Here is a 24159-nt window from a genome sequence, read left to right as displayed (position 1 = left end):
GGCTGCTGGTGAGACAACTCCCGTAGCAATGGTTGCTCCTTCTATCAACGGCTAAGTTTTAGCTTTTGATTGACAAAAAGCGCTCCTAGAAATAGGGGCGCTTTTTGTTTGGGCGAATAGATTTTTACTGCGGGGATTGGAAGTATCTTTAATACGGTTGAACCGTCACTAGAATTTGTCCGGCTGTCACCGTTTGCCCTTTTTCACAAAACAACGGGGCAACAGTTTCCGCAACTTCAGCAGTAATAGCAATTTCCATTTTCATCCCTTCTAAAATTAACAGGCGATCGCCCTCTGCACCAGCATCTCCACAACATTAACCAGAAATGGAAGTTACGGCAGATATTATTTCTAAACCAAAGACCTGACTTGAATTTATGCTCAGAAAAGCAACGCTGCTAACAGATTTTTGACCGCTTCCCCGTCTGAAGACACGGGGTTTTCATGCTATTTTCTATAATTTCCGGTTTTAAGCTAAGTTAGAATGGCAAATTTCTACCAATCTTCAGAATCATGCCACCAGCAGTGCCACTTCGACCAATTCCCGTCACAACCCCAACCCCCACCGGCGGTACCAGTCCCGGAGGGACACCAGGCGGCAGGAATTTAACCAGCGGCCCCGACTCCTTCACGGGTACTGCGGGCGCTAACTTGATATTTGGTTTGGGTGGGCCTGACAGCATTTTGGGCTTAGGGGGAAACGATAGCGTCTACGGCGGCGACGGCGATGACTCACTGCAGGGCGACGCTGGCAATGATTTGCTGTTCGGCGGTGCGGGCCGTGACAGCGTTTTGGGCGGCGCCGGCGACGATACTTTCTACGGCGGCAAAGGTTCTGACTCAATGCAGGGCGACGAGGGTAATGATTTGCTGTTTGGCAACCAAGACACCGATACTTTGTTGGGCGGCGCGGGTAATGACACGTTTTTTGGGGGTGCCGGCGATGACTCGCTGTTTGGCGGCATCGGCGATGACTGTTTATCGGGCGATACAGGCAGAGATACTCTTACTGGCGGCGCCGGGAACGATACGTTTGCGATCGGGCGTTCGGCAGATAATGATTTGATTACAGACTTTACAGATGGTACCGATCGAATTCGCTTGACGGCCGGCCTCACTTTTGGCGAACTCACCACTTCCGCTGGGGTCGGAACTTCGCCGAGTACAATTATTCAGCGTACAAGCACGAAGGAAACTCTGGCTACTTTATTCGGAGTTGCCCCCTCTTCTATCAGTACGGCTGACTTTATTTTTTAATTGGGAATTGGGAATTGGGAATTGATAATTAGGCGGGCGGGTACTTTTTAGTTTTAAGTTTTCAATCTTGAACTTTTTAACTCAAAACCGCTTTTGCTTGGCGAATAAAGTTAGCTTTTGCGATGCAAAGTAAAGCAATATCACAACTTTTCATCTTCCTTTTTCCTGCTTCCTTGTCTCCGTTAAATCCCGTACACTGCTTCGTTGCCCTCTTCCTTCTTCCTTCTTCTCTCTTCCTTCTTCCTAATGACTACTGACGGTTTTCTCAATCTCAACAAACCTGCGGGCATGACCTCTCACGACTGCGTGGGGCGAGTGCGCCGGCTATTGAAACTCAAGCGAGTCGGACACGGAGGAACCCTCGATCCTGCTGTGACTGGCGTTTTGCCGATCGCCCTCGGCAAAGCAACCAGACTGCTGCAATTTCTCCAACACAATAAAGCTTACCGAGGCACGATTCGGTTTGGCTTAACTACTGCTACTGACGATTTAGAAGGAGAAATTATCCATTCTCGACCCGTGCCAGAGTTGAGTTTGGAAAAAGTGCAAGCTGCACTGCCAAAATTTATAGGAAAAATCGAGCAATTGCCGCCGAGTTTTAGTGCGGTGCAGGTGGGAGGAAAACGCCTTTATGAGTTAGCAAGAAAAGGCGAAAACGTCGAAGTTGCTGCTAGGAAAGTTGAGGTTTTTCGGCTGGAAATCTTGGATTGGCGATCGGGGGATTTTCCTGAATTGGATTTGTCGATCGCCTGCGGGGCCGGTACTTACATTCGGGCGATCGCGCGGGATTTGGGCGCACTGTTGAATGCAGGCGGTACTTTGGCTTGTTTGACTCGCACCGAAAGTAGCGGTTTTTCGATCGAGGAAAGTCTCAGTTTTGAACAATTAGAACTGCAATTGCAGCAGAATAAATTCAGCCCGATTTTGCCATCGGCGGTTTTGGGACATTTAGGGGCGATCGTCCTTTCGCCTGAATATACCAAACGCTGGTTTCAAGGACAGCGCCTCCCAATTCCCGAAACGCCCATAGGGGGAGAGGAGGACAGTAGGAACAATCCCCCCGACAACCCAATACCACAACCTCCGTATCCCTTGCAGGTTTACGATCGAGACGGTATTTTTTTAGGTATCGGTCAAGTAGCAAACTCAGAGACAAGTACCATATTGTCTCCTCAAATTGTGCTTTAGGTATCTAAGACGCAAAAAGAAAACAGGTATAATTGGCGCTGGAAATGTTGGCGGAACTCTGGGAGGCATTTGAGGCGCGATCGCACAATCGGGAGACTTGACTGGCAAAATTACGATCGAGGCTACGGGACGACATTTTGCTATTAATCTCATCTAGTGCTGAGGTAAAAATTGTGAAAATATTGTTGATTGGATTAATTAAAGGCTACAAAATGGGGATTTCTCCTTACCTGCCTAACGCCTGTAGATTTCAGCCAACTTGTTCGCAATACGCGATCGAAGCAATAGAAAGATTTGGGGCTGCCCGCGGCGGTTCGATGGCGGTTAAGCGGATTTTGCGCTGTCATCCTTTTCATCCGGGGGGTTACGATCCAGTACCTTCCAAAGATAGCGAGGGGAATTAGTTATTAGTCAAAAGTACGATTTTAGTTATTAGTTAATAGTGCAAATAGGCGTTGCATCCTCGTGGCTAAAACTCCCGAGGGGAATCACTCCCTGAGAGGGTTAAATTCGCAGAATTAGTTGTTTTTATTGACCCAAATTCAGTAATATTACTGTTATCTTTCACAACTGGGCAGCTATATAATGGTACAAACAGAGTACAGGGGATGCGAGTTGATATGTCTGCTACTGCAATCGGATACAAAATGTTGTCCCATACTCTGGCTGTACTCAGCCAGAAACAAGCAACAGGGAAACTGCTGTTAGAACAAGGGGAACAACAGTGGCAACTTTACTTTTTTCAGGGTAGTTTGGTTTATGCCACAGGAGGATCGCACAGATCGAGGCGCTGGTATAGGGCGATCGGGCAACACTGTAGAAACTTTCAAGTGGATCTCAGAGACATTGATGCTGGGGAACTGTGGGAATATCAACTGCTTCAGCGAGGGGTAGCAGCCAGCGAAATGAGTTTGGAACAAGCTAAGGCGATCGTCCACAGCAGCGTTTCGGAAGTGTTCTTTGCTTTGATCGGTCAATCGGGTTTGCGCCGGGAGTGGCGTCCGTCCCAAAAATATTTTTATAAAATTACCTCTTCTTTGCTGCTGTCTTTAACGGAAGTAGAGAAAATTCTGTGTTCTACACAACAAATTTGGCAGAAGTGGAAAGCAATGGGTTTGTGGCTAGTAGATCCAGAACAAGCACCACTTTTAAAAGCGTCGGCCCAGTTGCAGGAAAATCGATTTAGTTCTAATTCTTTGATCGCTTTGGCTAACGTATTTAACGGCGAAAATACTCTTTGGGATATTGCATTTAAGAAAAAGCAGTGCGTGACAGTGGCAACTCGCGCTTTAGTTAATTACATGAAACAGGGTTTAGTCAATTTCCGAACAGTACCCGACTTGCCGTCGCCTATAGAACAGTGGCGCTGGGCTGCGGCGATCGCCCAACCGGGTCGCCCTTTGATTGCCTGTATCGATGACAGTCCGACAGTATGCGAATTTTTAGAGGAAATTTTATTGCCGGAGGGGTATCGAGTCCTAAAAATTCAAGACCCGATGCAGGGAGTGGGCATTCTAGCCAAGAACAAGCCTGCTTTAATTTTTATGGACGTGGTGATGCCGAAAACCAGTGGCTTTGCTTTGTGCAATTTTTTGCGAAAAACACCGGCTTTTCGGGAAACTCCGATCGTGTTTTTGACCGGTCAAGACAGTATCATTGACCGCACGCGAGCCAAATTGACAGGTGCTTCCGATTTTTTGAGCAAGCCTGCTAATCCCGAACAGGTTTTGCAAGTAGCTGACAAGTATTTGAAGGCAAAAGGCGATCGCCAACCTTTAGCAAATCGCCACCATAATTTACTGAATTCACAGCAACTTACCTTGGCAAATTCTTGAAACCAAATTATTCTCAAACAGCATCGCCGATCGGGTGCGTCAGTCTCTAGGGCACCCGATGAGTATTGTACAATAAAGACGCAACCGGATGTGACCAATAACTCTTGTAGGGGCCGGTGCATGATTTTTCTTGATTTCAAAGCCCGGATTTCCGTAAATCTGCCCAGGGCGTATTGATTCTAATACCAGTTCAAAAAAAGAATGCAACAGTAGGCTCGTGTTCCAAACCTGACCGTCATCAGTCATTCCCAAATCTAAAATCTAAAATCTAAAATCTAAAATCTAAAATCTAAAATAGTATAATCCATCTGACTTGATATTAATTATGAGCGATCGCACCCCGCAGGTAAGCGTAGTAATTCCGGCTTACAACTGCGCTGCTTACGTGGGCCAAGCCGTAGATAGCGTTCTGCACCAAACCTATGCTAACTGGGAAATTATTGTCGTAGACGACGGCTCCCGAGACGATACCAAATTAGTTTTAGAGAAATATGGCGATCGAATTCGCTACATTTACCAACAAAATCAAGGAGTTTCCATAGCCAGAAATCGCGGTATCGAGCTAGCGCGAGGAGAATTCATCGCCTTTCTCGATGCTGACGACTACTTCTTTCCAGACAAATTAGCTGCACAAATGGCTGTATTTGCAGCGCGACCAAATCTAGGAATAGTCCACAGCGGCTGGCGTCTAGTCAACAGTAAAGGCGAACCGCTAAAAGATGTCAAACTCTGGCAAAACGTCCCTACATTAGACTTAGAAATGTGGCTCAGGTGGAAACCCGTATTACCCAGCGCCATGGTATTTCGCCGTCAGTGGTTAGAGCGCGCCGGCGGATTCGATCCTCGATTTCCCCCGGCGGAAGATACAGATTTAGTGCTGCGTTTAGCCTTAATGGGATGCGAAGCAGAGTGGCTGCAGCAAGTAACTGTTTGCTACCGCCAGCACGAACAAAGCGCCATGTACAAAGGTTTACCGCAGGCTAAATCCCTGGCCGCAGTCATGGACAGTTTTTTTGCCCGCCCCGAATTGCCGGATAAAATACGTTTATTGGAAAAGCAAATCAAGTACAGTACCTTAGTTTGGATTGCTTGGTATTTGTACCGCACCGGTCATTCTGTTGAGATGGTAGAGTTTTTGCAGCGTTCTTGGAATTATACGCCTTATTTGCCTGTGGAAACAGTAATTAATTGGGCGGAAGCTTTTGCCGAGTTTTCGCAGGATGCGGGAAATGAATTCGATGCAGATTTATTAGGTCAATCTCCCGAGTGGCAGCAGTTAATGCAGTGGGTAATTCTCGGTACGCCAGCTTGATGGAAAGCTTTTCGATTGCACTCATATCGTTTACGGTTGCATAGGAATGATTTAACCGCAGAGAACGCAGAGAACACAGAGGAAGAGAAGAGAGGCTTTTCGCATTTCTTGCCATGTAAAACCTGCCTAAACTTTATTATGCTTGAGTTTGAGTTTCTGCTTCTGTAAAAATTGGTGGCCACAGTTCACAAATTGGCAATTCCCAACCTGGGAAAAGTTCGGGTACTGTCAAAATATCTTCATTTCCCAACACAATTGGTTCACATTCCTGACGATAAACTGTAACAGTTTCTTCGTCCGGGTCAATCATAATTCCCACTTGTGCTCCGAGTTCTATAAAATTTAGAATCTTTTTTTCTAGCGGTTTAATGCGATCGCTCTGTGATTTAATTTCTACTACCAAGTCTGGGACTAATTCTCCGAAATAACGGGGACTTTGCCTGAGACGTGCGGCTCGGACAAAAGAAACATCAGGTGCTGTGAGGTTAGCATCAGGTAAAATAAAGCCGCCTGCGGAGTCAAAAACTCGACCCAAACGGCGGGGATTCACCCAAACGAAGAGAAAGGCACTCAAGCGAATGCCAATTTCACTAGATACAATGTCTGACGGGCCCACAATGATAATCTTCCCGCTTTCTAGTTCAACTTGGTAGTCTTGACCGGCTTCTTTGAAGGTTTTTTGGACTTTTTCTAAGTCTTTGAGTGTCATCATACGATTTTAGATTTTAGATTTTAGATTTTAGATTTAAAATTTTAGAATTATCTGCAACGGACGCACTCTCAATCATATTGGTTATTTCTTATTTTGTCAGGTGCGTCAATCGATTTTAGATTAAAGAATTGAAGAATTATCTGCAACTGACGCACCCTACAGGTTGGTTATTCCTTGGCAGAAAAGGAGTTGCCGCAGCTACAGCTTTGGGCGGCATTGGGATTGTGAAATCGGAAACCTCCGCCCATCAAGTCTTCTGAATAATCCAAGGTGAGCTCATTGAGATATTTTAAGTGCTGGGGGTCGATCGCAACTTCAATTCCCTCGGACTCGCATACAGCGTCTTCTGGGGCTGGCGCATCGTCAAATGCCATTGTATAAGACAAACCCGAGCAGCCGCTCGATTCCACGCCCAGACGAAATAAAGCATTGGGGTTTGGATGCTTCGACTTGAGGCGCGTTACTTCTGTTGCTGCTGTTTTGCTCAGATGAATCATTATGCGTAATTGGTAATTGGTAATTGGTAATTTGGGAGTAGTGTTGAGTTTTGAGAATGTAGGGTGCGCACGGAGCCGTGAACCTCAGCTGCAGAAGGTAAGGTGCGCACCGAGCGGTGCACCTTACCTCTATATTTTTAGCAACTTGAGTTACTTAGCTTTTTCAGTACGAGCATAATCGTCTTGAAAGCGAACAATATCATCTTCTCCGAGATATTCGCCATTCTGCACCTCAATTAAAATCAGGGGGATAACTCCCGGATTTTCCAGGCGGTGAGAAATGCACTGAGGAACGTAGGTAGACTGATTTGTAAACAGAACTTGTTCAGTTTCGCCACAAGTAACTTTTGCAGTACCAGAAACCACGATCCAGTGTTCGCTGCGGTGGTGGTGCATTTGCAGGCTGAGGCGGTGTCCGGACTTAACTTCGATCCGCTTAATTTTATATCCGGGGCCTTCTTCTAGAGTCGTAAAGGAACCCCAAGGCCGCAATTCTGTAGCAGCTATTCCATTGGGTGCAGCAGGTGCGTGCAGAGTAGATACTTGAGAAATTTCTTGAATCTGAACCATGATTTTTACTCCTTGAGGATTGCTTGCTGAATCCTTTGATAAACGACGTTGGATTGTGTATTAACTAATTTATCCTTAAAACCTAAGTCCGATCGCGCGAACCGCTTAGCGGACTGTAGATTTTTGCACTTTTGTCTGCTGTGCCCGATCCACCCATCTTGACCACCATAGCAAAATCATCACAGCGGTTGTTAGCCGGTATTCGCGATCGCCCAAATCTACATCAAATCTTCATTCTCAAAGACCTGTGCTTTAAAGAAGCTTAACGGGAAAAGGGGAGAGATGAGGAGAGTGGGGGCTCACAGGTGTCAGTTTGTCAGTTTGTTACAGCTAGAAGGAGTTATAGGCATAAAATTCATCCTATTGAGTGCCCGGGAAAGAATTCCAACGATCGACATAAATCGGAATATGGTTGAGTAAAATAGCCATGAAACTCACCCAGCCGAGGAGAAAACAACAAAGCCGACGCTGGGGTTTGAAGCCTATGGGTTTGTCGAAGGCCATTTGTCCGGGGGGAAGTGGTTCCAGATGTCAGGTGAGGTGGAAGCCGATGGGATTGGCCAACGCATCCACCACCGCATGGATGTTGGTACTCAACCCGACGAGTGCTACGTCCAATCGCTTCTGTGTCTGCATCCCCTTTTTGGTTTCGCACTGGGAAAAGTGGGCGCGGACTATGGTGGAGTCAATCATCGCGTATTCCTGGTCCGGATCTTCGGCTAACGCCTCAAATACCCGTTGCCACACCCCACTTTTTGCCGATCGGCTAAACTCACATCTTGCACTATTCTCAATAAGTCAGTCCTGGACGCAAAAACCCGGTTTCTTCACGTAATACCGAGTTAGACCGCCCTTAACGTTTTCAGCGGCCTGGTGTGTCATGTTTTTAGCGCGAGAGAGGTCAATTTTTTGAGACGTATATTAGATCGATGTCGATCTGTAAGTTTGATGAAATTGTACTTTTTAGTACCGCTGTGTAAAGTAAAGTTAAAAACTACTACAAATATCTCTAAACGCGGTAATCTATTACAAATGATTGCTAACTGCTTTGCTAAAAAATAAAAATTTTTACAAATCCTATAAAAAAATTAAGGCGCATTAGCATTTTTAGTCAGCTATAATTATAACGGTATTATGGAAAACACGTAATTAGCATTACTTGTTCAAGCAAGTTACGTTATAAAAATTTTCACTAACTATTAGAGATTTATTTTTAATATCTATTTCCTCAGCCTTATTTCACTAAATCTACTGAGATTTTTGTGTCAACCAACCCGTTACCTCAGGAGTAACACCAATCAATGTCACAGACCTCTGCAACCACTTTCTTATCAAACCGTTCTCAAAAAAAGGTATCACTGCGCCTGATTTTAGTATTGCCCTTCGTCCTGCAAATCTTTGCCGCCGTAGGTCTGACAGGCTGGCTATCCTTACGCAACGGGCAAAAAGCAGTTAACGAAGTTGCCAGTCAGTTGCGGAGTGAAATTACCGCCCGCATCGAACAGCAACTCAAAACTTACCTAGACACAGGCCCTCGCGTCACTCAACTCAATGCCAATGCCCTGCGCCTGGGATACTTAAATCCAGATGAAGTCACAAATGCACACCGCTATTTTTGGGAACAAATTCAAGCATTTAACTTTGTGACTAATATGGGTTTTGCGACCAAAACCGGAGAGTTCATTGCAGTTGAACGCCAAATTGATGGTCAAGTATTTCTTAAAATAGCACCCAAGGAGCATCGGCATGAACTTTATCTCTACGAATCAGATAGCAAAGGCAATCAAACAAAACTATTACAAGTCAACCCCAACTACAACATACTCAGCCGTTCTTGGTATAAAGATAGTGTACGCTTAGGCAAACCAGTCTGGCACGAAATTTTCCCATTAGTTACAGGTCAGAAAACCCTATCCCTCCCCTACGCCCACCCAGTCTATGAAGAAAATGGCGAACTGCGCGGCGTATTAATTGCTAATTTTATCCTCTCTTTTATTAGCGACTTCCTGCACAGCTTAAAAATCGGCCGTTCGGGACAGACATTCATTATGGAACGTTCGGGATTTTTAGTAGCCAGTTCCACGGTAAAAGAGCCATTTATTATCAGCAATGGTAAGATGGAACGTTTAAATACTTTAGATAGCGAAGATGATTTAATTCGGCTAACAGCAGGGCATTTAAAAGAAAAATTTGGCAACCTCAATCAAATTAGTAGCGCTAATCAGTTAGATTTTTCCCTAGGCGGTCAGCGGCAATTTGTCCAAGTCATGCCCTTTCAGTATAACAATGGTTTGGACTGGTTAATTGTGGTAGTAGTTCCTGAAAGCGATTTCATGGATCAAATTAATGCCAATACTCATATCACCATTTTTTTGTGTTTTGGAGCCTTAGCGCTAGCTACTATTTTGGGAATATTGACTGCACGCTGGATTACCCTACCAATTTTACATTTAAGAGACGCTTCTAGGGCGATTGCCACTGGGGAGTTAGACAAAAATGTGCAGGTAAAAGGTATAGAAGAACTCGAAGTTCTCGGGGAATATTTTAACAAAATGGCACAGCAGTTGCGCGAATCTTTTACCATCTTGGAAAAAACTAATGCTGACCTAGAACAGCGAGTTGAAGAACGCACATCAGAACTCAAAGAATCAGAAACAAAATTACGAGAACAAGCACAAAAATTAGAAATTCGCGTTGAAGAACGGACCGTAGAACTAAAAGAAGCTAAAGATATAGCAGAAGTAGCTAACCGCGCCAAAAGCGAATTTTTAGCCAATATGAGCCATGAACTGCGGACTCCTCTCAATGCTATTCTCGGCTTTACTCAAATGATGAGTCGCGACTCATCGGTCAATCAAGTGCAGCAGGCAAATTTAGGAATTATTGCTCGCAGTGGCGAACATTTGCTTAGCCTCATCAATGCTATTTTGGAAATGACTAAAATTGAGTCAGGTCGTCTAACTCTGCATGAAAATACTTTTGAGTTGCAACATATACTCAATGAAATTCAACAAATCCTGGAACTCAAAGCCTCATCCAAGCAACTCCAACTAATTTTTGAAAAAGCAAATGAAATTCCCCAATACATAAAAAGCGACGAAGTAAAATTGCGCCAAGTTTTGATTAACTTGCTGGACAACGCAATCAAATTTACCCACATAGGTAGTGTGACTTTGCGAATAAAAAAAATGGAAAATTTGCAAATTACCTCGCAACAATCATCAGCCAAGAACCAACAGTTAACCTTATTATTTGAAATACAAGATACTGGTCCTGGCATCGCACCAGATGAGCTAGAAATCTTGTTTAAACCCTTTGTCCAAACTCAAACTGGTCGCAACTCTCAAAAAGGAACTGGCCTTGGCTTAGCTATTAGCCAAAATTTTGTGCAATTGATGGGGGGAAAGATCACCGTTAGCACTCAAGTGGGCAAGGGAACGACTTTTAAATTTAACATTCCGATTAGCCAGGGCGATGCTGCTAACGTTCAAGTTAAACCGCCTATACAGCGAGTTATTGGTTTAGCGCCGGGGCAACCCTTATACCGCATTTTGGTGGTTGAAGATCAGTGGGAAAATCGCCTATTACTCGTTCAGTTGCTAACACAGTTGGGTTTTGAAGTGTGCGAAGCAGTTAACGGTCAAGAAGCTGTTGATTTGTGGGAAAGCTGGGAGCCGCACTTAGTGTTAATGGATTTGCGGATGCCAGTTATGGACGGATATGAAGCTACTAAACAGATTAGAGCCAAGCTTAAGGGTGAGGCAACTGTGATTATTGCCCTCACTGCTAATGCCTTTGATGAAGATCGCAAAGGTGCCTTTTCAGCCGGCTGCAATGACTTTATGAGCAAGCCATTTCAAGAGGGGGTGCTATTTGAAAAGATGGCTCAATATTTAGGGGTAATTTACGTTTATGAAGAGCAAGAGCAGGTTCCAGCCGCCCTCCTCCACGAGCAGACCCCCTTAGTGGAACTAACCGCTGAGACTTGGAAAGAAATGCCTGCTGAGTGGGTAGCGGCTCTGCGTCAGGCGGCGGTGGAATTGGATGGAGAATTAGTGCTGGAACTCGTGGAGCAAATCCGTGAGTCAAATATGGCTCTGGCAGCGGCGATCGCACATTTGGCAAATAGCTTTCGCTTTGACAAAATCACTGACAGTATCTGCTAGATTTAATAATAATATCAACGCTTATTAAAGAAGATGTTTGACTTATGAGGAACAATGGACGCGATTTGAATTGAGAACAGCAACCATAATAGTATTTTATCAGACTTACGTATTTGTAGATAGTAAATCTCAGCAGATTCAATTTCGACAGGAGCAGTAGGAATAGATATGGCTGACCTCAAAAATCGTTTTCTCGGATATCATCTCACTGAGCAAATATACGCAGGTAATCGAACTTTAGTTTATCGCGGTCTGCGTTCTTCAGATGGGCAGCCCGTCGCCATCAAACTGCTGCGAAATGATTTTCCCAGCTTCAACGAACTGGTTCACTTTCGCAACCAATACGTCATAGCTAAAAACTTAGATATCCCCGGCACAGTCAGAATCTACAGCCTAGAGAGGTACAATAACCACTATGCCTTGATCATGGAAGACTTTGGCGGAATTTCCTTAACTGGCTACCTCGCCACCCTAGCAGCAGCAAGTAGCGAACCTCTAGAAAGTTTACCCATTAACGAATTTTTTCCCATTGCGATTCAAATTGCCAGCGCCTTGGACGGACTCGCTCGCCACCGCGTTATCCACAAAGACCTCAAACCTGCCAATATTCTAATTAACCCCACCAGCAAGCAAGTTAAACTAATTGACTTCAGTATCGCTTCTCTGCTACCGCGCGAAACCCAAGAAATTCTAAATCCTAATATCCTCGAAGGCACCTTACCTTACATATCTCCCGAACAAACCGGGCGAATGAATCGAGGCATTGACTACCGCACAGATTTCTACTCTCTAGGAGTCACATTCTACGAACTGCTAACTGGAAAGTTGCCCTTTGTCTCTGACGATCCGATGGATTTGGTACACTGCCACCTAGCCAAGCAACCGATCTCAGTTAATCGCCTCAACCAGAACATTCCTCCGGCCATCTCCGATATTGTCAGCAAATTGATGGCAAAGAACGCCGAAGGTCGCTATCAGAGTGCACTCGGACTCAAGCACGACTTAGAAATTTGTTTGTCCCAGTGGCAAAAAACTGGTGAAATCCCCTCTTTTAAACTAGGGCAGAGAGATTTGTGCGATCGCTTTACTATCCCCGAAAAACTTTATGGTCGCGAACCAGAGGTAGCAACCTTACTAGCAGCTTTCGACCGAGTAGCTCAAGGGTCTACAGAATTAATGCTAGTAGCAGGATTTTCTGGCATCGGTAAAACCTCCGTCGTCCATGAAGTTCACAAGCCAATTGTCCGGCAGCGCGGCTACTTTATCCAAGGTAAATTCGACCAATTTCAACGGGATATCCCCTTCTCTGCCTTCGTGCAAGCCTGTCGAGATTTAATGGGACAACTACTGATAGAAAGTAACGCTCAAGTCAAACAGTGGCAAACCAAAATCCTGAATGCTTTGGGCGAGAATGCTCAAGTTATTATTGACGTAATTCCAGAACTTGAGCAAATTATTGGTCAGCAATTACCCGTTCCAGAACTATCTGGCAATGCCGCTCAAAATCGCTTTAACCTGCTGTTCCAAAAGTTTATTCAAGTCTTCACGGCTCCAGAGCATCCTCTTGTGATTTTTCTTGACGATCTACAGTGGGCAGATTCAGCTTCCTTAAACTTAATGCAGGTAGTAATGAGTGAAGTTGAAAGTATTCATTTATTGCTAATAGGCGCGTATCGGGATAATGAAGTCTCACCTGCTCATTTATTAATACAAACGCTTGAAAAAATTGGTAAAGCAGGTGGTGCTATTAACAGCATTACCCTAGCACCGCTAAATCTGCCGGATCTAAACCAGATGGTTGCAGATACCCTCAGTTGTACCAGCTCCTTAGCTAACCCCCTCACCCAACTGATCTATCAAAAAACCAAAGGCAATCCCTTCTTTAGCAGTCAATTCCTCAAAACGCTCCATGAGGAAAATTTAATCAGCTTTAATCGAGAGATAGGTTATTGGGAATGCAATATTGCTCAGGTCAAGGCATTAGCGCTGACTGATGATGTCGTGGAATTTATGGCAGCACGGTTGCAAAAATTACCGACGAGAACTCAAGCTGTACTGAAACTAGCTGCTTGTATTGGCAATCAATTTAACTTGGCAACCCTGGCGATCGTACTAGAAGAATCGCTAGCAGATACAGCGGCGGCTCTGTGGAGAGCGCTGCAAGAAGAGTTGGTGTTGCCCCAAAGCGATATCTACAAGTTTTTTCAGGAGCAAACGGCTCTAGATAACTCTAACAATCCCGAGTTATCAGTTCCTTATAAATTTTTGCACGATCGCGTTCAACAAGCAGCTTATTCTCTAATTCCTGAAGAGCAAAAGAAAGCTACCCACTTTAAAATTGGTCAAAAGTTGTTAAACAACACGGCTAAAGTAGCTTTAGAAGAAAAGATTTTTGATATAGTCAATCAGTTAAATATAGGTTTAGAACTTATCACCAATCCGGCGGAAAAAGACCAACTGGTTCAACTCAACCTGATCGCTGGAAAGAAAGCAAAATCAGCAACAGCTTATGAAGCGGCTGTCAAGTATTTAACAGTGGGTTTAGAGTGTCTCGCCGAAAACTGTTGGCAAAGTCACTATGACATGACCCTAGCTCTTTACATTGAAGCTGCCGAAGCCGAATACTTAAATATTAACTTTGGACGCTCGGCGATGTTAGCCGAAATAGCTCTACAAAATGCTACAAATTTGCTCGATACCGTCAAAGTATACGAGATGGAAATGCTAATTTGTATTGGTCAATTACAGATGATTCAAGCAGTCGATATCGGACTGGAAATTTTGCAAAAACTAGATATTTATTTTGTCACTCTAGAGGGAGAGGATAGTTTAATAGTTGATGTACCCAACTTGGCGGATTTAGAAAAATTTCCAGCAATGACCGATCCTTATAAATTGTCGGCTATGCGCATTTTAAAAATTCTTTGTGCACCTGTTTTCATGGCAAAGCCAGAGATTTTTCCCCCCTTGATTGTCACAATGGTTAATCTTTGTATTGACTATGGCAATTCGGCTCTATCTGCTTTTGCCTACGGTTTTTATGGCTTATTACTGTCGGGAGTTGGAAAGATGGATGCGGGATATCATGCCGGAACCATCGCGTTAAAAATGCTGGATAAATTTAATGCAAAAGAACTTAAAGCTAAAGTTTACAATTTATTTAATTCTAATATTAGAAGTTGGAAAGAACATGCTAAGAATAGTGTCATGCCTTTGCAAGAAGGAGTACAAAGTGGGCTAGAAACAGGAGATATAGAGTGGGGTGGTTATTGTGCAGCCAACTTTTGTAGTTACTTGTTTTTTACTGAAAAAAATTTGGACTTGATAGTGCAGCAACAAGCACTCTACATTGATTTATGTATTAAAATCAAGCAACAAATTTCTATACATTTTTCTCAGGTGTGGAGACAACTGGGATTGAACTTACAAGGTGAAGCTGCGGATAAATTTTTGTTGCGCGGAGCTAGTTTTGATGAAACTGAAACTCTGCCTCGTTTAATTGAAGCTAAAAGTGGCACAGTTCTGTTTATTTTCTATGTAGCCAAAGCAATTTTATCTTACCATTTTAAAGATTACGAGCTGGCTTTGAAAAATGCGGTTTTAGCTAACGAGCAAGCTGGAGCGGCTTTTGGTTTTATGCAAGTTGCTATTCTCAATTTCTATCATTCATTGACTCTCCTGGCTCGCTACGATCGAGCCAGCCCAAGCGAAAAACAGCAATATTTGCAGCAAATAGAGGTGAACCAGGAAAAGATGAAAGATTGGTCACACCATGCGCCGATGAATTATTTACATAAATTTGATTTGGTGGAAGCAGAACTCTATCGGGTGCAAGGTTCTGCTCTGGAAGCGATGGATTATTACGATCGCGCGATCGCTGGAGCTAAAGAAAATACCTACCTGAATGAAGAAGCTCTAGGCAATGAGCTGGCTGCCAAGTTTTATTTAGAATGGGGCAAAGAAAAAATTGCTCGGAGTTATCTTATTGATGCCTACTATGCCTATGCTCGCTGGGGAGCTAAAGCGAAAATTGACGATCTAGAACAACACTATCCTCATTTGTTTTCTTTGCTCGATCAGCAGCCACAAGTTAATAATTATTCAACATATCAACAACACCATGTAACTGATAAACAGCCATCTACTATTGGTTTTAATATTCTTCAAGGCAATTCAAATACTACAAAGTTCACAAAATCCTTATTAGATTTGACTACAGTAATCAAAGCCAGCCAAGCAATTTCTAGCGAAATAGTCTTAGACAAACTCTTAGGTAAATTAATGAATCTTCTCATGGAGAATGCCGGGGCAACAAAAGGTTCTCTGATTTTGCTGCAAGAGGGTCAGCTTTTAGTTGCAGCCGAAGCCTTAGTAGAGTATCAAACAGCAGCTATTCCAGAGGTTGATTCACTTGTACAGAAGCGAAATCTCATGCCCGAGCGCTTGCCATTAACGGTAATTTATTATGTAGAGCGAACTCGTACAGATGTAGTTTTAAGTAATGCAGTTACTGAAAAACAATTTGCCGCCGAATCTTATATTAGATCAAATCAGATAAAATCCCTTTTATGTACTCCCATCCTGACTCAATCCAAACTTATTGGCATTCTTTACTTAGAAAATAATCTCACCACTGATGCCTTTACTCCACACCGCTTAGAAATTTTAAGACTTTTGTGTTCTCAAGCAGCGATTTCTATAGAAAATGCTAGGCTTTACGAACAACAAGAGGAACACTCGCGGACGCTAGAGCAGCGAGTGAGCGAGAGAACGCAAAAATTACAGGAGGAAATCAGCGATCGCAAAAAGGCAGAGTTAGCCTTACAACAGGCTAAAGAAGCTGCCGATGCAGCCAACAAAGCTAAAAGCGAATTTCTTGCCAATATGAGCCACGAATTGCGTACCCCCCTCAACGCAATCCTGGGCTTTACTCAACTAATGAATCGCGATTCTTCGCTCAATCAGCAGCAGCAAGAAAACTTGGGTATCATCACCCGCAGCGGGGAGCATTTACTATCATTAATTAATGACGTTCTGGAAATGTCAAAAATTGAGTCCGGTCGGTTGACGCTGAATGAAAATAGCTTCGACCTATATCACCTGCTTGATTCTCTCGAAGAAATGTTGCAACTTAAAGTCTCATCTAAAGGCTTGCAACTAATCTTTGAACGCGCTGACGATGTTCCTCAATACTTGAAAACAGATCCGAGTAAATTACGTCAAGTCTTGATTAATCTTTTAGGGAATGCCATTAAATTTACTCAAAAAGGTTATATAATTTTGCGAGTAATAAAACTGGAGTCGCCGAAACTTGATCCATCAAGTTTATTTATACAAAAAAATAAACTTTTAAGATTGTTATTTGAAATAGAAGATACAGGTTTTGGGATCGCAGCAGAAGAAATGGATAGTTTATTTGAAGCTTTTGTGCAAACCGAAGTGGGCAGAAAAGATCACCAAGGAACAGGCTTAGGCTTACCTATTAGCCGTAAATTTGTTCAACTGATGGGAGGAGATATTACAGCCAGCAGTCAACTGGGTAAAGGGACAATTTTACAATTTGATATTCAGACGCATTTAGCTGAGGAAAATGAACTGAGAACTACACAGCTTTCCCGGCGAGTAATTGGTTTAGAACCTAATTCCAAAGTCTATCGCATTCTAGTAGTTGACGATCGCCCTGAAAACAGACTACTGTTGCTCAAGTTGCTGATGCCCCTTGGCTTCCAGGTGCGTGATGCTGAAAATGGTGCTGAAGCAGTTGCTTTGTGGTCAAGTTGGAAACCGCACCTGATTTGGATGGACATGAGGATGCCTGTGATGGATGGATATGAAGCAACTAAACAGATTAAATCTCATCTCAACGCACAGCCTACCATCATTATTGCTTTAACTGCAAGTGCTTTCGAGGAAGAGCGATCCATTGTTTTATCAGCCGGTTGTGATGACTTTGTGAGCAAGCCATACCGAGATGAGGTAATCTTTGAAAAGATGTATAAATACTTAGGGGTACGCTATGTTTATGAGGAACCAGTCTTAGCTAATTCTGAAGGCAAAAAACTAGAGCAGCCGTTGATGCAAAATTCTTTATCAATTCAAGAAAATTTACTCGCTATGCCCGCAGACTGGCTGACACAATTGCATCTATCCGCGACTCAATTGGATGCCGAAATGATTTTGAAACTGGTTGCAGAAATCCCTGCCAATTATGCCTCACTGGTCAACACCCTGATAGATTGGGTTAATAATTTTCGCTTTGATAAAATTACTAATTTAATTGAAAACCTTACCAAATAAACTTGCTGAATAACTGCCCTAGCCCTAAAAATAAACTATTATAGTGAATTCAACAATATAATTCAGGTAAGAGGTCTCATGAATAAAACTCAAGGCTCAGCAGCTAAAGCAAATATTCTCATTGTGGACGACACGCCGGACAATCTGCGCTTTTTATCCACCATGTTGATTGAGCGGGGATATAAAGTTCGCAGTGCACTTAACGGTGCTATGGCCCTCAAGGGAGTGGAAGCCGCTCCGCCAGATTTAATTTTACTCGATATCAATATGCCGGAAATCAACGGCTATCAAGTTTGTGAAGAATTGAAAAAATCTAAAAAGAATCGTGATATTCCCGTAATATTTTTGAGTGCTTTAGATGATACCCTCGATAAGGTAAAAGCATTTGCCTGCGGTGGGGCGGACTACATCACTAAACCATTTCAGTTTGAAGAGGTTTTAGTTCGCGTTGAAAATCAACTCAGCATTCGCTATCTGCAACAGCAACTCATTGCACAAAATTCTATATTGCAGCAGTCTGAAGCGAAGGAGCGAGAAAAATCCCAAGAATTAGAGCTAACTCTGCGACAATTACAGCAAACTCAGACGCAATTAATTCAAAGCGAAAAAAAGTCCTCACTGGATACAGTAATAGCTGGAATCGCTCACGAAATTAATAATGCGATTAATTTTATATCTGGGAATCTCGGTTACGCAGGTCAGTACACATCTGATTTATTACAGTTACTCGAACTCTACCAGCAGGCTTTGCCCCATCCGGTCCCAGGTATTCAGAACTTTAAAGATCGAGTTGACTTTGAATTTGTCAGATCGGACTTTCCACAAATATTGGCCTCTATGAACGCAGGATCTAAACGTATCCGCGATATTGTGCTGAGCTTGCGAAATTTCTCGCGGCTCGGGGAAGCAGAATTTAAGGCTGTGGATATTCACTGTGGAATCGACAGCACTTTGATGATTTTGCAGTCCAGGCTCAACAGCCCTTCAGACAGGTTCGCTATCCAAATCCTCAAGGAATATGATTCCCTGCCCTTAGTTGAGTGCTGGGCCAGTGAAATTAATCAGGTATTTATGAATATTTTGTGCAATGCGATTGAGGCTTTAGAGTTGAGAATCGCGAATAGTTCGTCAGTGGCGGCAAATGGTGAGCCGTTGACACTCAACAGTCCGGTTTCATCTCTCAACAGCCCTCAATTTCTAATCCCAAAAATTACTATTCGCACGGAGCTAATCGACTCTGAACGGGTGGCGATTTCGATTGCCGATAACGGTGTGGGTATGGTGGAGGATGTGAAAAAGCGCGTGTTCGATCCTTTTTTTACCACAAAGAAAATTGGTTCTGGGCCGGGATTAGGGCTGTCGATTTGCTATCAAATTGTAGCGGAAGCTCACCGAGGGCAGCTCTTTTGTCAAAGTGAGGCCGGAGTGGGAACGACATTTACTGTTGTTCTGCCTGTTAAACATTCCCAGTCTCCCTGAAATGAATATATTGTTTCATCTATATCGAATAATAACTTTGGTAACTTAGATCCTTCAACCTCCCGACAATTTTACCATTTTCCGCTCTCCGAAACTCATCTGCTGATTCGCGATCGAATAAAAAGCGCCAGCACGAGCCTGACATCTTATCATAACAGCATAATAAAAAATAATTTGTAATAGTTCTTAAATAAACTTTGCTTCCCAATATTTTTCACTATACTTAACTTAAGAATACAGCCGTTTTTAAGATTTACTTCCTAAGCCTCCTTTTAGTCAATAGCCTGATATTTTTCAGCCAACCAACCCCTTCATTCTGGAGAAATATTGATAAATGTTACAGACTTCTACGACGAGTTTATTATCAAACCGTGCTCAAAAAAAGGTATCCCTGCGCCTGATTTTAGTATTGCCGTTCGTCGTGCAAATCTTTGCCGCCGTCGGGCTGACCGCTTGGGTGTCGGTACGCAACGGACAAGAAGCTGTCAATAATGTTGCGACTCAACTCCGCAGTGAAGTATCCGAACGCATCAATCAGAAGCTTAACGAATATTTAGAGGCTCCCCACCTAGTCAATCAAATCAATCTTGAGGCTGTCCGCCTAGGCCAAATTGACGTTCAAGACTTGCCACGCCTAGAGCGCTACTTTGTGCAGCAGGTACAGTTATTTCCTACGGCAGGTTCCATTATGTTCGGGAGTCAAAAATATGATGGGTTTATTGGGGCTCTAAAACCCAAAAAAGATACCTTACAAATCATGGAGGCAGGCCAAGCCACAGGGGGAAGTATTCGATTTTATGATATGACTAAAGATGGAGAGCGTATCAAGCTAATTCAGGAAAAGCCTGACTTCAAGATAGAGGGACGACCCTGGTACGTGGCGGCAGTGAAAGCAGGCAAACCAGTGTGGGGCGAAATATTTTCCTATCACGCTTTCCCAGAAATGGTTTTGCCTGCTAGCGTTCCTCTCAATGATAGTAACGGAGCAGTCATTGGGGTATTCGCATACCATTTTTTTCTAACACAAATTAGTGACTTTCTTAAGAGCGTAAAAATCGGTCGTTCAGGGCAAACTTTTATCATCGAGCGCTCAGGACTCATCGTTGCCAGTTCTACCCTGCATCAGCCATTTTTAGTGGAAAATGCGAAAGCTAAACGCATAGAAGCAGCTAAAAGCACAGATCGCTTACTAAGCTCTGCTACGAAGCAATTACAACAGCAATTTGGCGACCTCAAACAAATTGCCCAGCGAGAACAGCTTGACTTCTGGCTTGATGGCAAACGACAATTTCTACAAGCGCTGCCTTATAAAGACGATCGCGGTTTGGACTGGTTGATTGTAGTCACTGTTCCCGAAGCTGACTTCATGGAGCAAATTAATGCTAACACCCAGACGACGATTATTTTATGTTTGGGAGCCTTGGGGCTAGCTACCATTTTGGGAATATTAACTGCACGCTGGATTACCAACCCGATTCTCCGTTTGAGTGCAGCTTCTAGGGCCATCGCAAGTGGAGATTTAGAGCAAAATGTGCAGGTAAAAGGCATAGAAGAACTAGAAGTTTTGGGTCAGTCTTTCAACATGATGGCCCACCAGTTGCGCGAATCCTTTAAAGCGCTAGCAAAGACAAATTCCGAGCTAGAAATCCGAGTAGAAGAACGCACCGCTGAACTTACGGAAGCCAAACAAATCGCTGATACCGCCAACCAAGCTAAAAGTGAATTTTTAGCAAATATGAGTCACGAATTGAGAACACCACTCAATGGGATTTTAGGGTACGCTCAAATCCTAGAACGCTCGAAAACCATGGCTCCGAAAGAGATCCAAGGCATCAGTATCATTCACCAGTGTGGCTCCCACCTGCTAACCCTGATCAATGACATCTTAGACCTCGCTAAAATTGAAGCGCAGAAATTGGAACTGTACGCGAAAGATTTCCATTTTCCTTCCTTTTTGCAGGGAGTCGCAGAAATTTGCCGCATCCGAGCCGAACAAAAAGGAATTGCTTTTGTTTATCAACCCACTTCTCAAATGCCAGCAGGCATTCACGCTGACGAAAAACGCTTGCGACAGGTACTCATTAACTTACTGAGCAATGCAATTAAGTTTACCGACTCGGGAGGGGTGAATTTTAAGATAGAACATCTGGAAATAGGGACAGGTGAAAAGCTACAAAGCAATGAACAAAAACCACCCTCACCAATTCACAAGCTTAGGTTTCAAATAGAAGATACTGGCGTTGGTATGACACCAGAACAATTAGAAAAAATCTTTTTACCTTTTGAACAGGTAGGAGACAGCAAGCATCAGGCGGAAGGAACCGGACTCGGTTTAACAATTAGCAAGAAAATTGTCGAAATGATGGGTAGCACAATTCAAGTAAAAAGTCAGTCAGGAGCAGGCAGCGTTTTTTGGCTAGATTTGGATTTACCGGAAGCGGCAGACTGGGCAAATACAGCCACGATTGCCAAGCAACGAAAGCTGGTTGGCTACCAAGGTAGAAAGCAGAAAGTTTTGGTTGTGGATGACAAATGGGAAAATCTCTCAGTGATTGTCAATCTGCTGGAACCCCTCGGATTTGAAGTAACCGAAGCTAAAAACGGTCAAGAGGGTTTAGAAAAAATAGAAGATTTTAAGTTCGATATGATTATCACTGACTTGGTGATGCCAGTGTTAGATGGCTTTGAGATGATGCGCCGTATCCGAAATATGCCACAGTATAAAGAGGTGGCAATCATTGCTTCATCTGCCAGTGTATTTGCTACAGACCAACATAAAAGTTTGGAGGGGGGAGCCAACGATTTTCTTGCTAAGCCCGTGCAGGCAGAAGAGCTATTTGAGATGTTGCAAAAATATTTGGAAATTGAATGGATATATGACGAACCAAAGAATGTCAAAATCAGCACGATTCCCCTTTCGTCTACTCCTTCCTCCCTTTCTGAATCGACCTCTTTAATAGCTCCCCCACCCGAAGAAATTGAACTCCTATTTGAACTGGCGATGAGAGGCAACGTGAAAGGAATTGTAGAGCGAAGCGAACACATAGAGAAGTTGGATGGGAAATTTGTGTCCTTTGCTATTGAGCTGCGCCAGTTAGCCCAAAGCTATCAAGTAAAAAAAATTAAAGAGTTTATTACATCCCACAGGAAATAAAAAATGCAGGCAGAAAATATGGAAACAAGTACCATTTTAATTGTGGATGACAACCCTAGCAATCTCGACGTGCTGTCTGAAGCTTTAGCTGGTTCAGGATGGGAAATATTAGTCGCAACTGATGGCGAAAGTGCCATCGAACAGGCTGAATACAGTCAGCCTGATTTGATTTTGTTAGATGTGATGATGCCAGGAATTGACGGGTTTGAAACCTGTCATCTGCTGAAGGCAAGTCCGTTGACGAACGAAATTTCCGTAATTTTTATGACGGCTCTTTCTGACATAGGAGATAAGGTCAAAGGCTTTAATCTAGGGGCTGTAGATTACATTACTAAGCCCTTTGAACAAAAGGAGGTATTAGCTCGCGTCAACCTCCATTTAAAATTGCGTTCTTTGACGAAAACTCTCGCCAAGCAAAATTTGGTTTTAAAACGGGAAATAGAAGAGCGGCTTGCCGCAGAAGCAGCGTTACAGAAGCTCGCGCAGGAGTTAGAAAAACGGGTGGAAGAACGAACTGCTGAACTTTCTCAAGCTTTGGACAATCTTAAAAAAGCTCAAGTGCAAATCGTTCAAAGCGAAAAAATGGCTTGCCTCGGTCAGCTTGTTGCTGGGGTGGCTCACGAAATTAACAATCCAGTTAGTTTTATATCCAGCAATCTCCCTCCAGCAAAAGAACATATTGCAGATTTGATCGCGATGGCGAAGTGTTGCAAGTATAGCCTTACTTCGCCATCAGAATTTGAGGAAAAATCTCAGGAGCTTGATTTAGAGTTTATCGTAGAAGATTTGCCTAAAATTATGGATTCAATGGCGGTAGGAACAGAGCGACTTTATAATCTTTCTATGTCACTGCGTAACTTCTCTCGCTTGGATACATCGGCACTAACGCCAGTGAACATTCACGATGGGCTAGATAGTACCCTGTTGATTTTAGGTCATCGGCTAAAAGGTAAAGGTAATCGCCCAGCTATTACGGTTATTAAAGAGTACGGCGAGTTGCCGCTGGTTGAGTGCTATCCGGGGCAAATAAATCAGGTGTTTATGAATGTATTAGCGAATGCAATTGATGCTTTAGAAGAGTCTACGATTAGTTGTCCGCTGTGCGGTGAAAAGCAACAGAGCAATGACAATCCGCAGATTCGGATCTGCACTGAAAAGCTTCAGGGGGACAGAGTGGTGATTCGGATTGCTGACAATGGCCTGGGGATAACGCCCGAGATAATGCAGCATTTATTTACGCCGATGTTTACTACTAAATCTGTCGGTAAAGGGACAGGTTTAGGCTTGTCTATTAGCCGTGAGATTGTAGAAGAAAAACATGGTGGTCAGCTTACCTGCCTTTCCTCAACTGAATGCGGGGTAGAGTTTGTAATTGAGATTCCAATTCAACATTAGCAATCAGAATTCTTTCAGGTGAATCTTTGAAGCTTATGGGTTTCTTTAAGGCCATGTGTCCAGGGGGAAGTTGTTCGAGAGTTGAGGTGAGGCGATTGATGATTTCACAGCATCACGCCCGCATCGCCATCGACAGAGTGGAAACAGCCAGCACTAACCGCATTCCTTGAGTCCGTTGTGGGTCAAGTAAACGGGTATCATGGCATTGCCAACCATGAAATTTGACAGCGCGGTAAACACATTCGGTAAACTGACATCTTGCAGCATTGTTAATAAGCCTTTTACGGGTTCGGATCA

General features: G+C 43.5%; 14 protein-coding genes and 1 pseudogene. 10 read left to right on the top strand and 5 right to left on the bottom strand.

Annotated elements, in window-relative coordinates; all coding sequences use genetic code 11:
- Window positions 1-148: 148 nt before the first annotated feature.
- Window positions 149-298 (bottom strand): annotated as a pseudogene (locus tag QUB30_RS03415) (acetyl-CoA carboxylase biotin carboxyl carrier protein subunit); the annotation flags it as partial.
- A gap of 215 nt (window positions 299-513) precedes the next feature.
- Here QUB30_RS03415 and QUB30_RS03410 point away from each other — a divergent pair.
- The 5 genes from QUB30_RS03410 (at window position 514) to QUB30_RS03390 (ending at window position 5592) form a co-directional block, all read left to right on the top strand.
- Window positions 514-1257 (top strand): calcium-binding protein, encoded by a 744-nt coding sequence (locus QUB30_RS03410; RefSeq protein ID WP_333329071.1) that lies wholly within the window; start codon window positions 514-516, stop codon window positions 1255-1257.
- Window positions 1258-1503: 246 nt separating this feature from the next.
- Window positions 1504-2445, top strand: a complete 942-nt coding sequence (gene truB, locus QUB30_RS03405; RefSeq protein ID WP_333329068.1) for a tRNA pseudouridine(55) synthase TruB — start codon at window positions 1504-1506, stop codon at window positions 2443-2445.
- A 173-nt stretch (window positions 2446-2618) separates the two neighbouring features.
- Window positions 2619-2849: a membrane protein insertion efficiency factor YidD gene (gene yidD, locus QUB30_RS03400; RefSeq protein WP_333329082.1), complete on the top strand. Its 231-nt coding sequence runs from the start codon at window positions 2619-2621 to the stop codon at window positions 2847-2849.
- Window positions 2850-3065: 216 nt separating this feature from the next.
- Window positions 3066-4280 (top strand): response regulator, encoded by a 1215-nt coding sequence (locus QUB30_RS03395; protein ID WP_333329065.1) that lies wholly within the window; start codon window positions 3066-3068, stop codon window positions 4278-4280.
- 325 nt (window positions 4281-4605) lie between these two features.
- Entirely contained in the window at window positions 4606-5592 is a 987-nt protein-coding gene (locus QUB30_RS03390) for a glycosyltransferase (protein WP_333329062.1), read from the top strand.
- A gap of 136 nt (window positions 5593-5728) precedes the next feature.
- On the opposite strand, the gene QUB30_RS03385 is transcribed toward QUB30_RS03390, so the two are convergent.
- The 4 genes from QUB30_RS03385 to QUB30_RS33755 form a co-directional block, all read right to left on the bottom strand.
- The gene (locus QUB30_RS03385) at window positions 5729-6301 is read right to left on the bottom strand and encodes a Uma2 family endonuclease (RefSeq protein WP_333329079.1); all 573 of its coding nucleotides are present in this window, start codon (window positions 6299-6301) and stop codon (window positions 5729-5731) included.
- Window positions 6302-6471: 170 nt separating this feature from the next.
- Window positions 6472-6801, bottom strand: coding sequence for a HesB/IscA family protein (locus tag QUB30_RS03380; protein WP_006630924.1), 330 nt, complete (start codon window positions 6799-6801; stop codon window positions 6472-6474).
- 150 nt (window positions 6802-6951) lie between these two features.
- A complete protein-coding gene (locus QUB30_RS03375) occupies window positions 6952-7371 on the bottom strand; it encodes a phosphomannose isomerase type II C-terminal cupin domain (RefSeq protein ID WP_333241787.1) in 420 nt (139 codons plus the stop codon).
- A gap of 531 nt (window positions 7372-7902) precedes the next feature.
- The gene (locus QUB30_RS33755; protein WP_445300461.1) at window positions 7903-8118 is read right to left on the bottom strand and encodes a hypothetical protein; all 216 of its coding nucleotides are present in this window, start codon (window positions 8116-8118) and stop codon (window positions 7903-7905) included.
- A 554-nt stretch (window positions 8119-8672) separates the two neighbouring features.
- Between QUB30_RS33755 and QUB30_RS03365 the strand changes: the two genes are divergently transcribed.
- The 5 genes from QUB30_RS03365 (at window position 8673) to QUB30_RS03345 (ending at window position 23862) form a co-directional block, all read left to right on the top strand.
- Window positions 8673-11537, top strand: coding sequence for an ATP-binding protein (locus QUB30_RS03365; protein ID WP_333329057.1), 2865 nt, complete (start codon window positions 8673-8675; stop codon window positions 11535-11537).
- Window positions 11538-11705: 168 nt separating this feature from the next.
- Entirely contained in the window at window positions 11706-17834 is a 6129-nt protein-coding gene (locus QUB30_RS03360; RefSeq protein ID WP_333329054.1) for an AAA family ATPase, read from the top strand.
- Between the two features lie 78 nt (window positions 17835-17912).
- Window positions 17913-19313 carry a response regulator gene (locus QUB30_RS03355; protein WP_333329051.1) on the top strand — a complete coding sequence of 467 codons (1401 nt, stop codon included), beginning with the start codon at window positions 17913-17915 and terminating at the stop codon, window positions 19311-19313.
- 334 nt (window positions 19314-19647) lie between these two features.
- On the top strand, window positions 19648-22467 hold the full coding sequence (locus QUB30_RS03350; protein ID WP_333329048.1) for an ATP-binding protein: 2820 nt from the start codon (window positions 19648-19650) through the stop codon (window positions 22465-22467).
- A 3-nt stretch (window positions 22468-22470) separates the two neighbouring features.
- Complete coding sequence (locus tag QUB30_RS03345) at window positions 22471-23862, top strand: response regulator (RefSeq protein ID WP_333329045.1); 1392 nt, start codon at window positions 22471-22473, stop codon at window positions 23860-23862.
- Window positions 23863-24159 lie beyond the last annotated feature (297 nt).

Source organism: Microcoleus sp. BROC3 (genome assembly GCF_036702515.1).
Taxonomy (GTDB): domain Bacteria; phylum Cyanobacteriota; class Cyanobacteriia; order Cyanobacteriales; family Microcoleaceae; genus Microcoleus.
This window is presented reverse-complemented; position numbering and strand designations above follow the sequence as displayed.

What these genes read in the sequence shown, in the direction of transcription:
- QUB30_RS03410 (WP_333329071.1), top strand. Translation starts at nt 514, where the DNA reads ATGCCACCAGCAGTGCCACTTCGACCAATTCCCGTCACAACCCCAACC.
- truB (WP_333329068.1), top strand. Translation starts at nt 1,504, where the DNA reads ATGACTACTGACGGTTTTCTCAATCTCAACAAACCTGCGGGCATGACC.
- QUB30_RS03395 (WP_333329065.1), top strand. Translation starts at nt 3,066, where the DNA reads ATGTCTGCTACTGCAATCGGATACAAAATGTTGTCCCATACTCTGGCT.
- QUB30_RS03390 (WP_333329062.1), top strand. Translation starts at nt 4,606, where the DNA reads ATGAGCGATCGCACCCCGCAGGTAAGCGTAGTAATTCCGGCTTACAAC.
- QUB30_RS03385 (WP_333329079.1), bottom strand. Translation starts at nt 6,301, where the DNA reads ATGACACTCAAAGACTTAGAAAAAGTCCAAAAAACCTTCAAAGAAGCC.
- QUB30_RS03380 (WP_006630924.1), bottom strand. Translation starts at nt 6,801, where the DNA reads ATGATTCATCTGAGCAAAACAGCAGCAACAGAAGTAACGCGCCTCAAG.
- QUB30_RS03375 (WP_333241787.1), bottom strand. Translation starts at nt 7,371, where the DNA reads ATGGTTCAGATTCAAGAAATTTCTCAAGTATCTACTCTGCACGCACCT.
- QUB30_RS03365 (WP_333329057.1), top strand. Translation starts at nt 8,673, where the DNA reads ATGTCACAGACCTCTGCAACCACTTTCTTATCAAACCGTTCTCAAAAA.
- QUB30_RS03360 (WP_333329054.1), top strand. Translation starts at nt 11,706, where the DNA reads ATGGCTGACCTCAAAAATCGTTTTCTCGGATATCATCTCACTGAGCAA.
- QUB30_RS03355 (WP_333329051.1), top strand. Translation starts at nt 17,913, where the DNA reads ATGAATAAAACTCAAGGCTCAGCAGCTAAAGCAAATATTCTCATTGTG.
- QUB30_RS03350 (WP_333329048.1), top strand. Translation starts at nt 19,648, where the DNA reads ATGTTACAGACTTCTACGACGAGTTTATTATCAAACCGTGCTCAAAAA.
- QUB30_RS03345 (WP_333329045.1), top strand. Translation starts at nt 22,471, where the DNA reads ATGCAGGCAGAAAATATGGAAACAAGTACCATTTTAATTGTGGATGAC.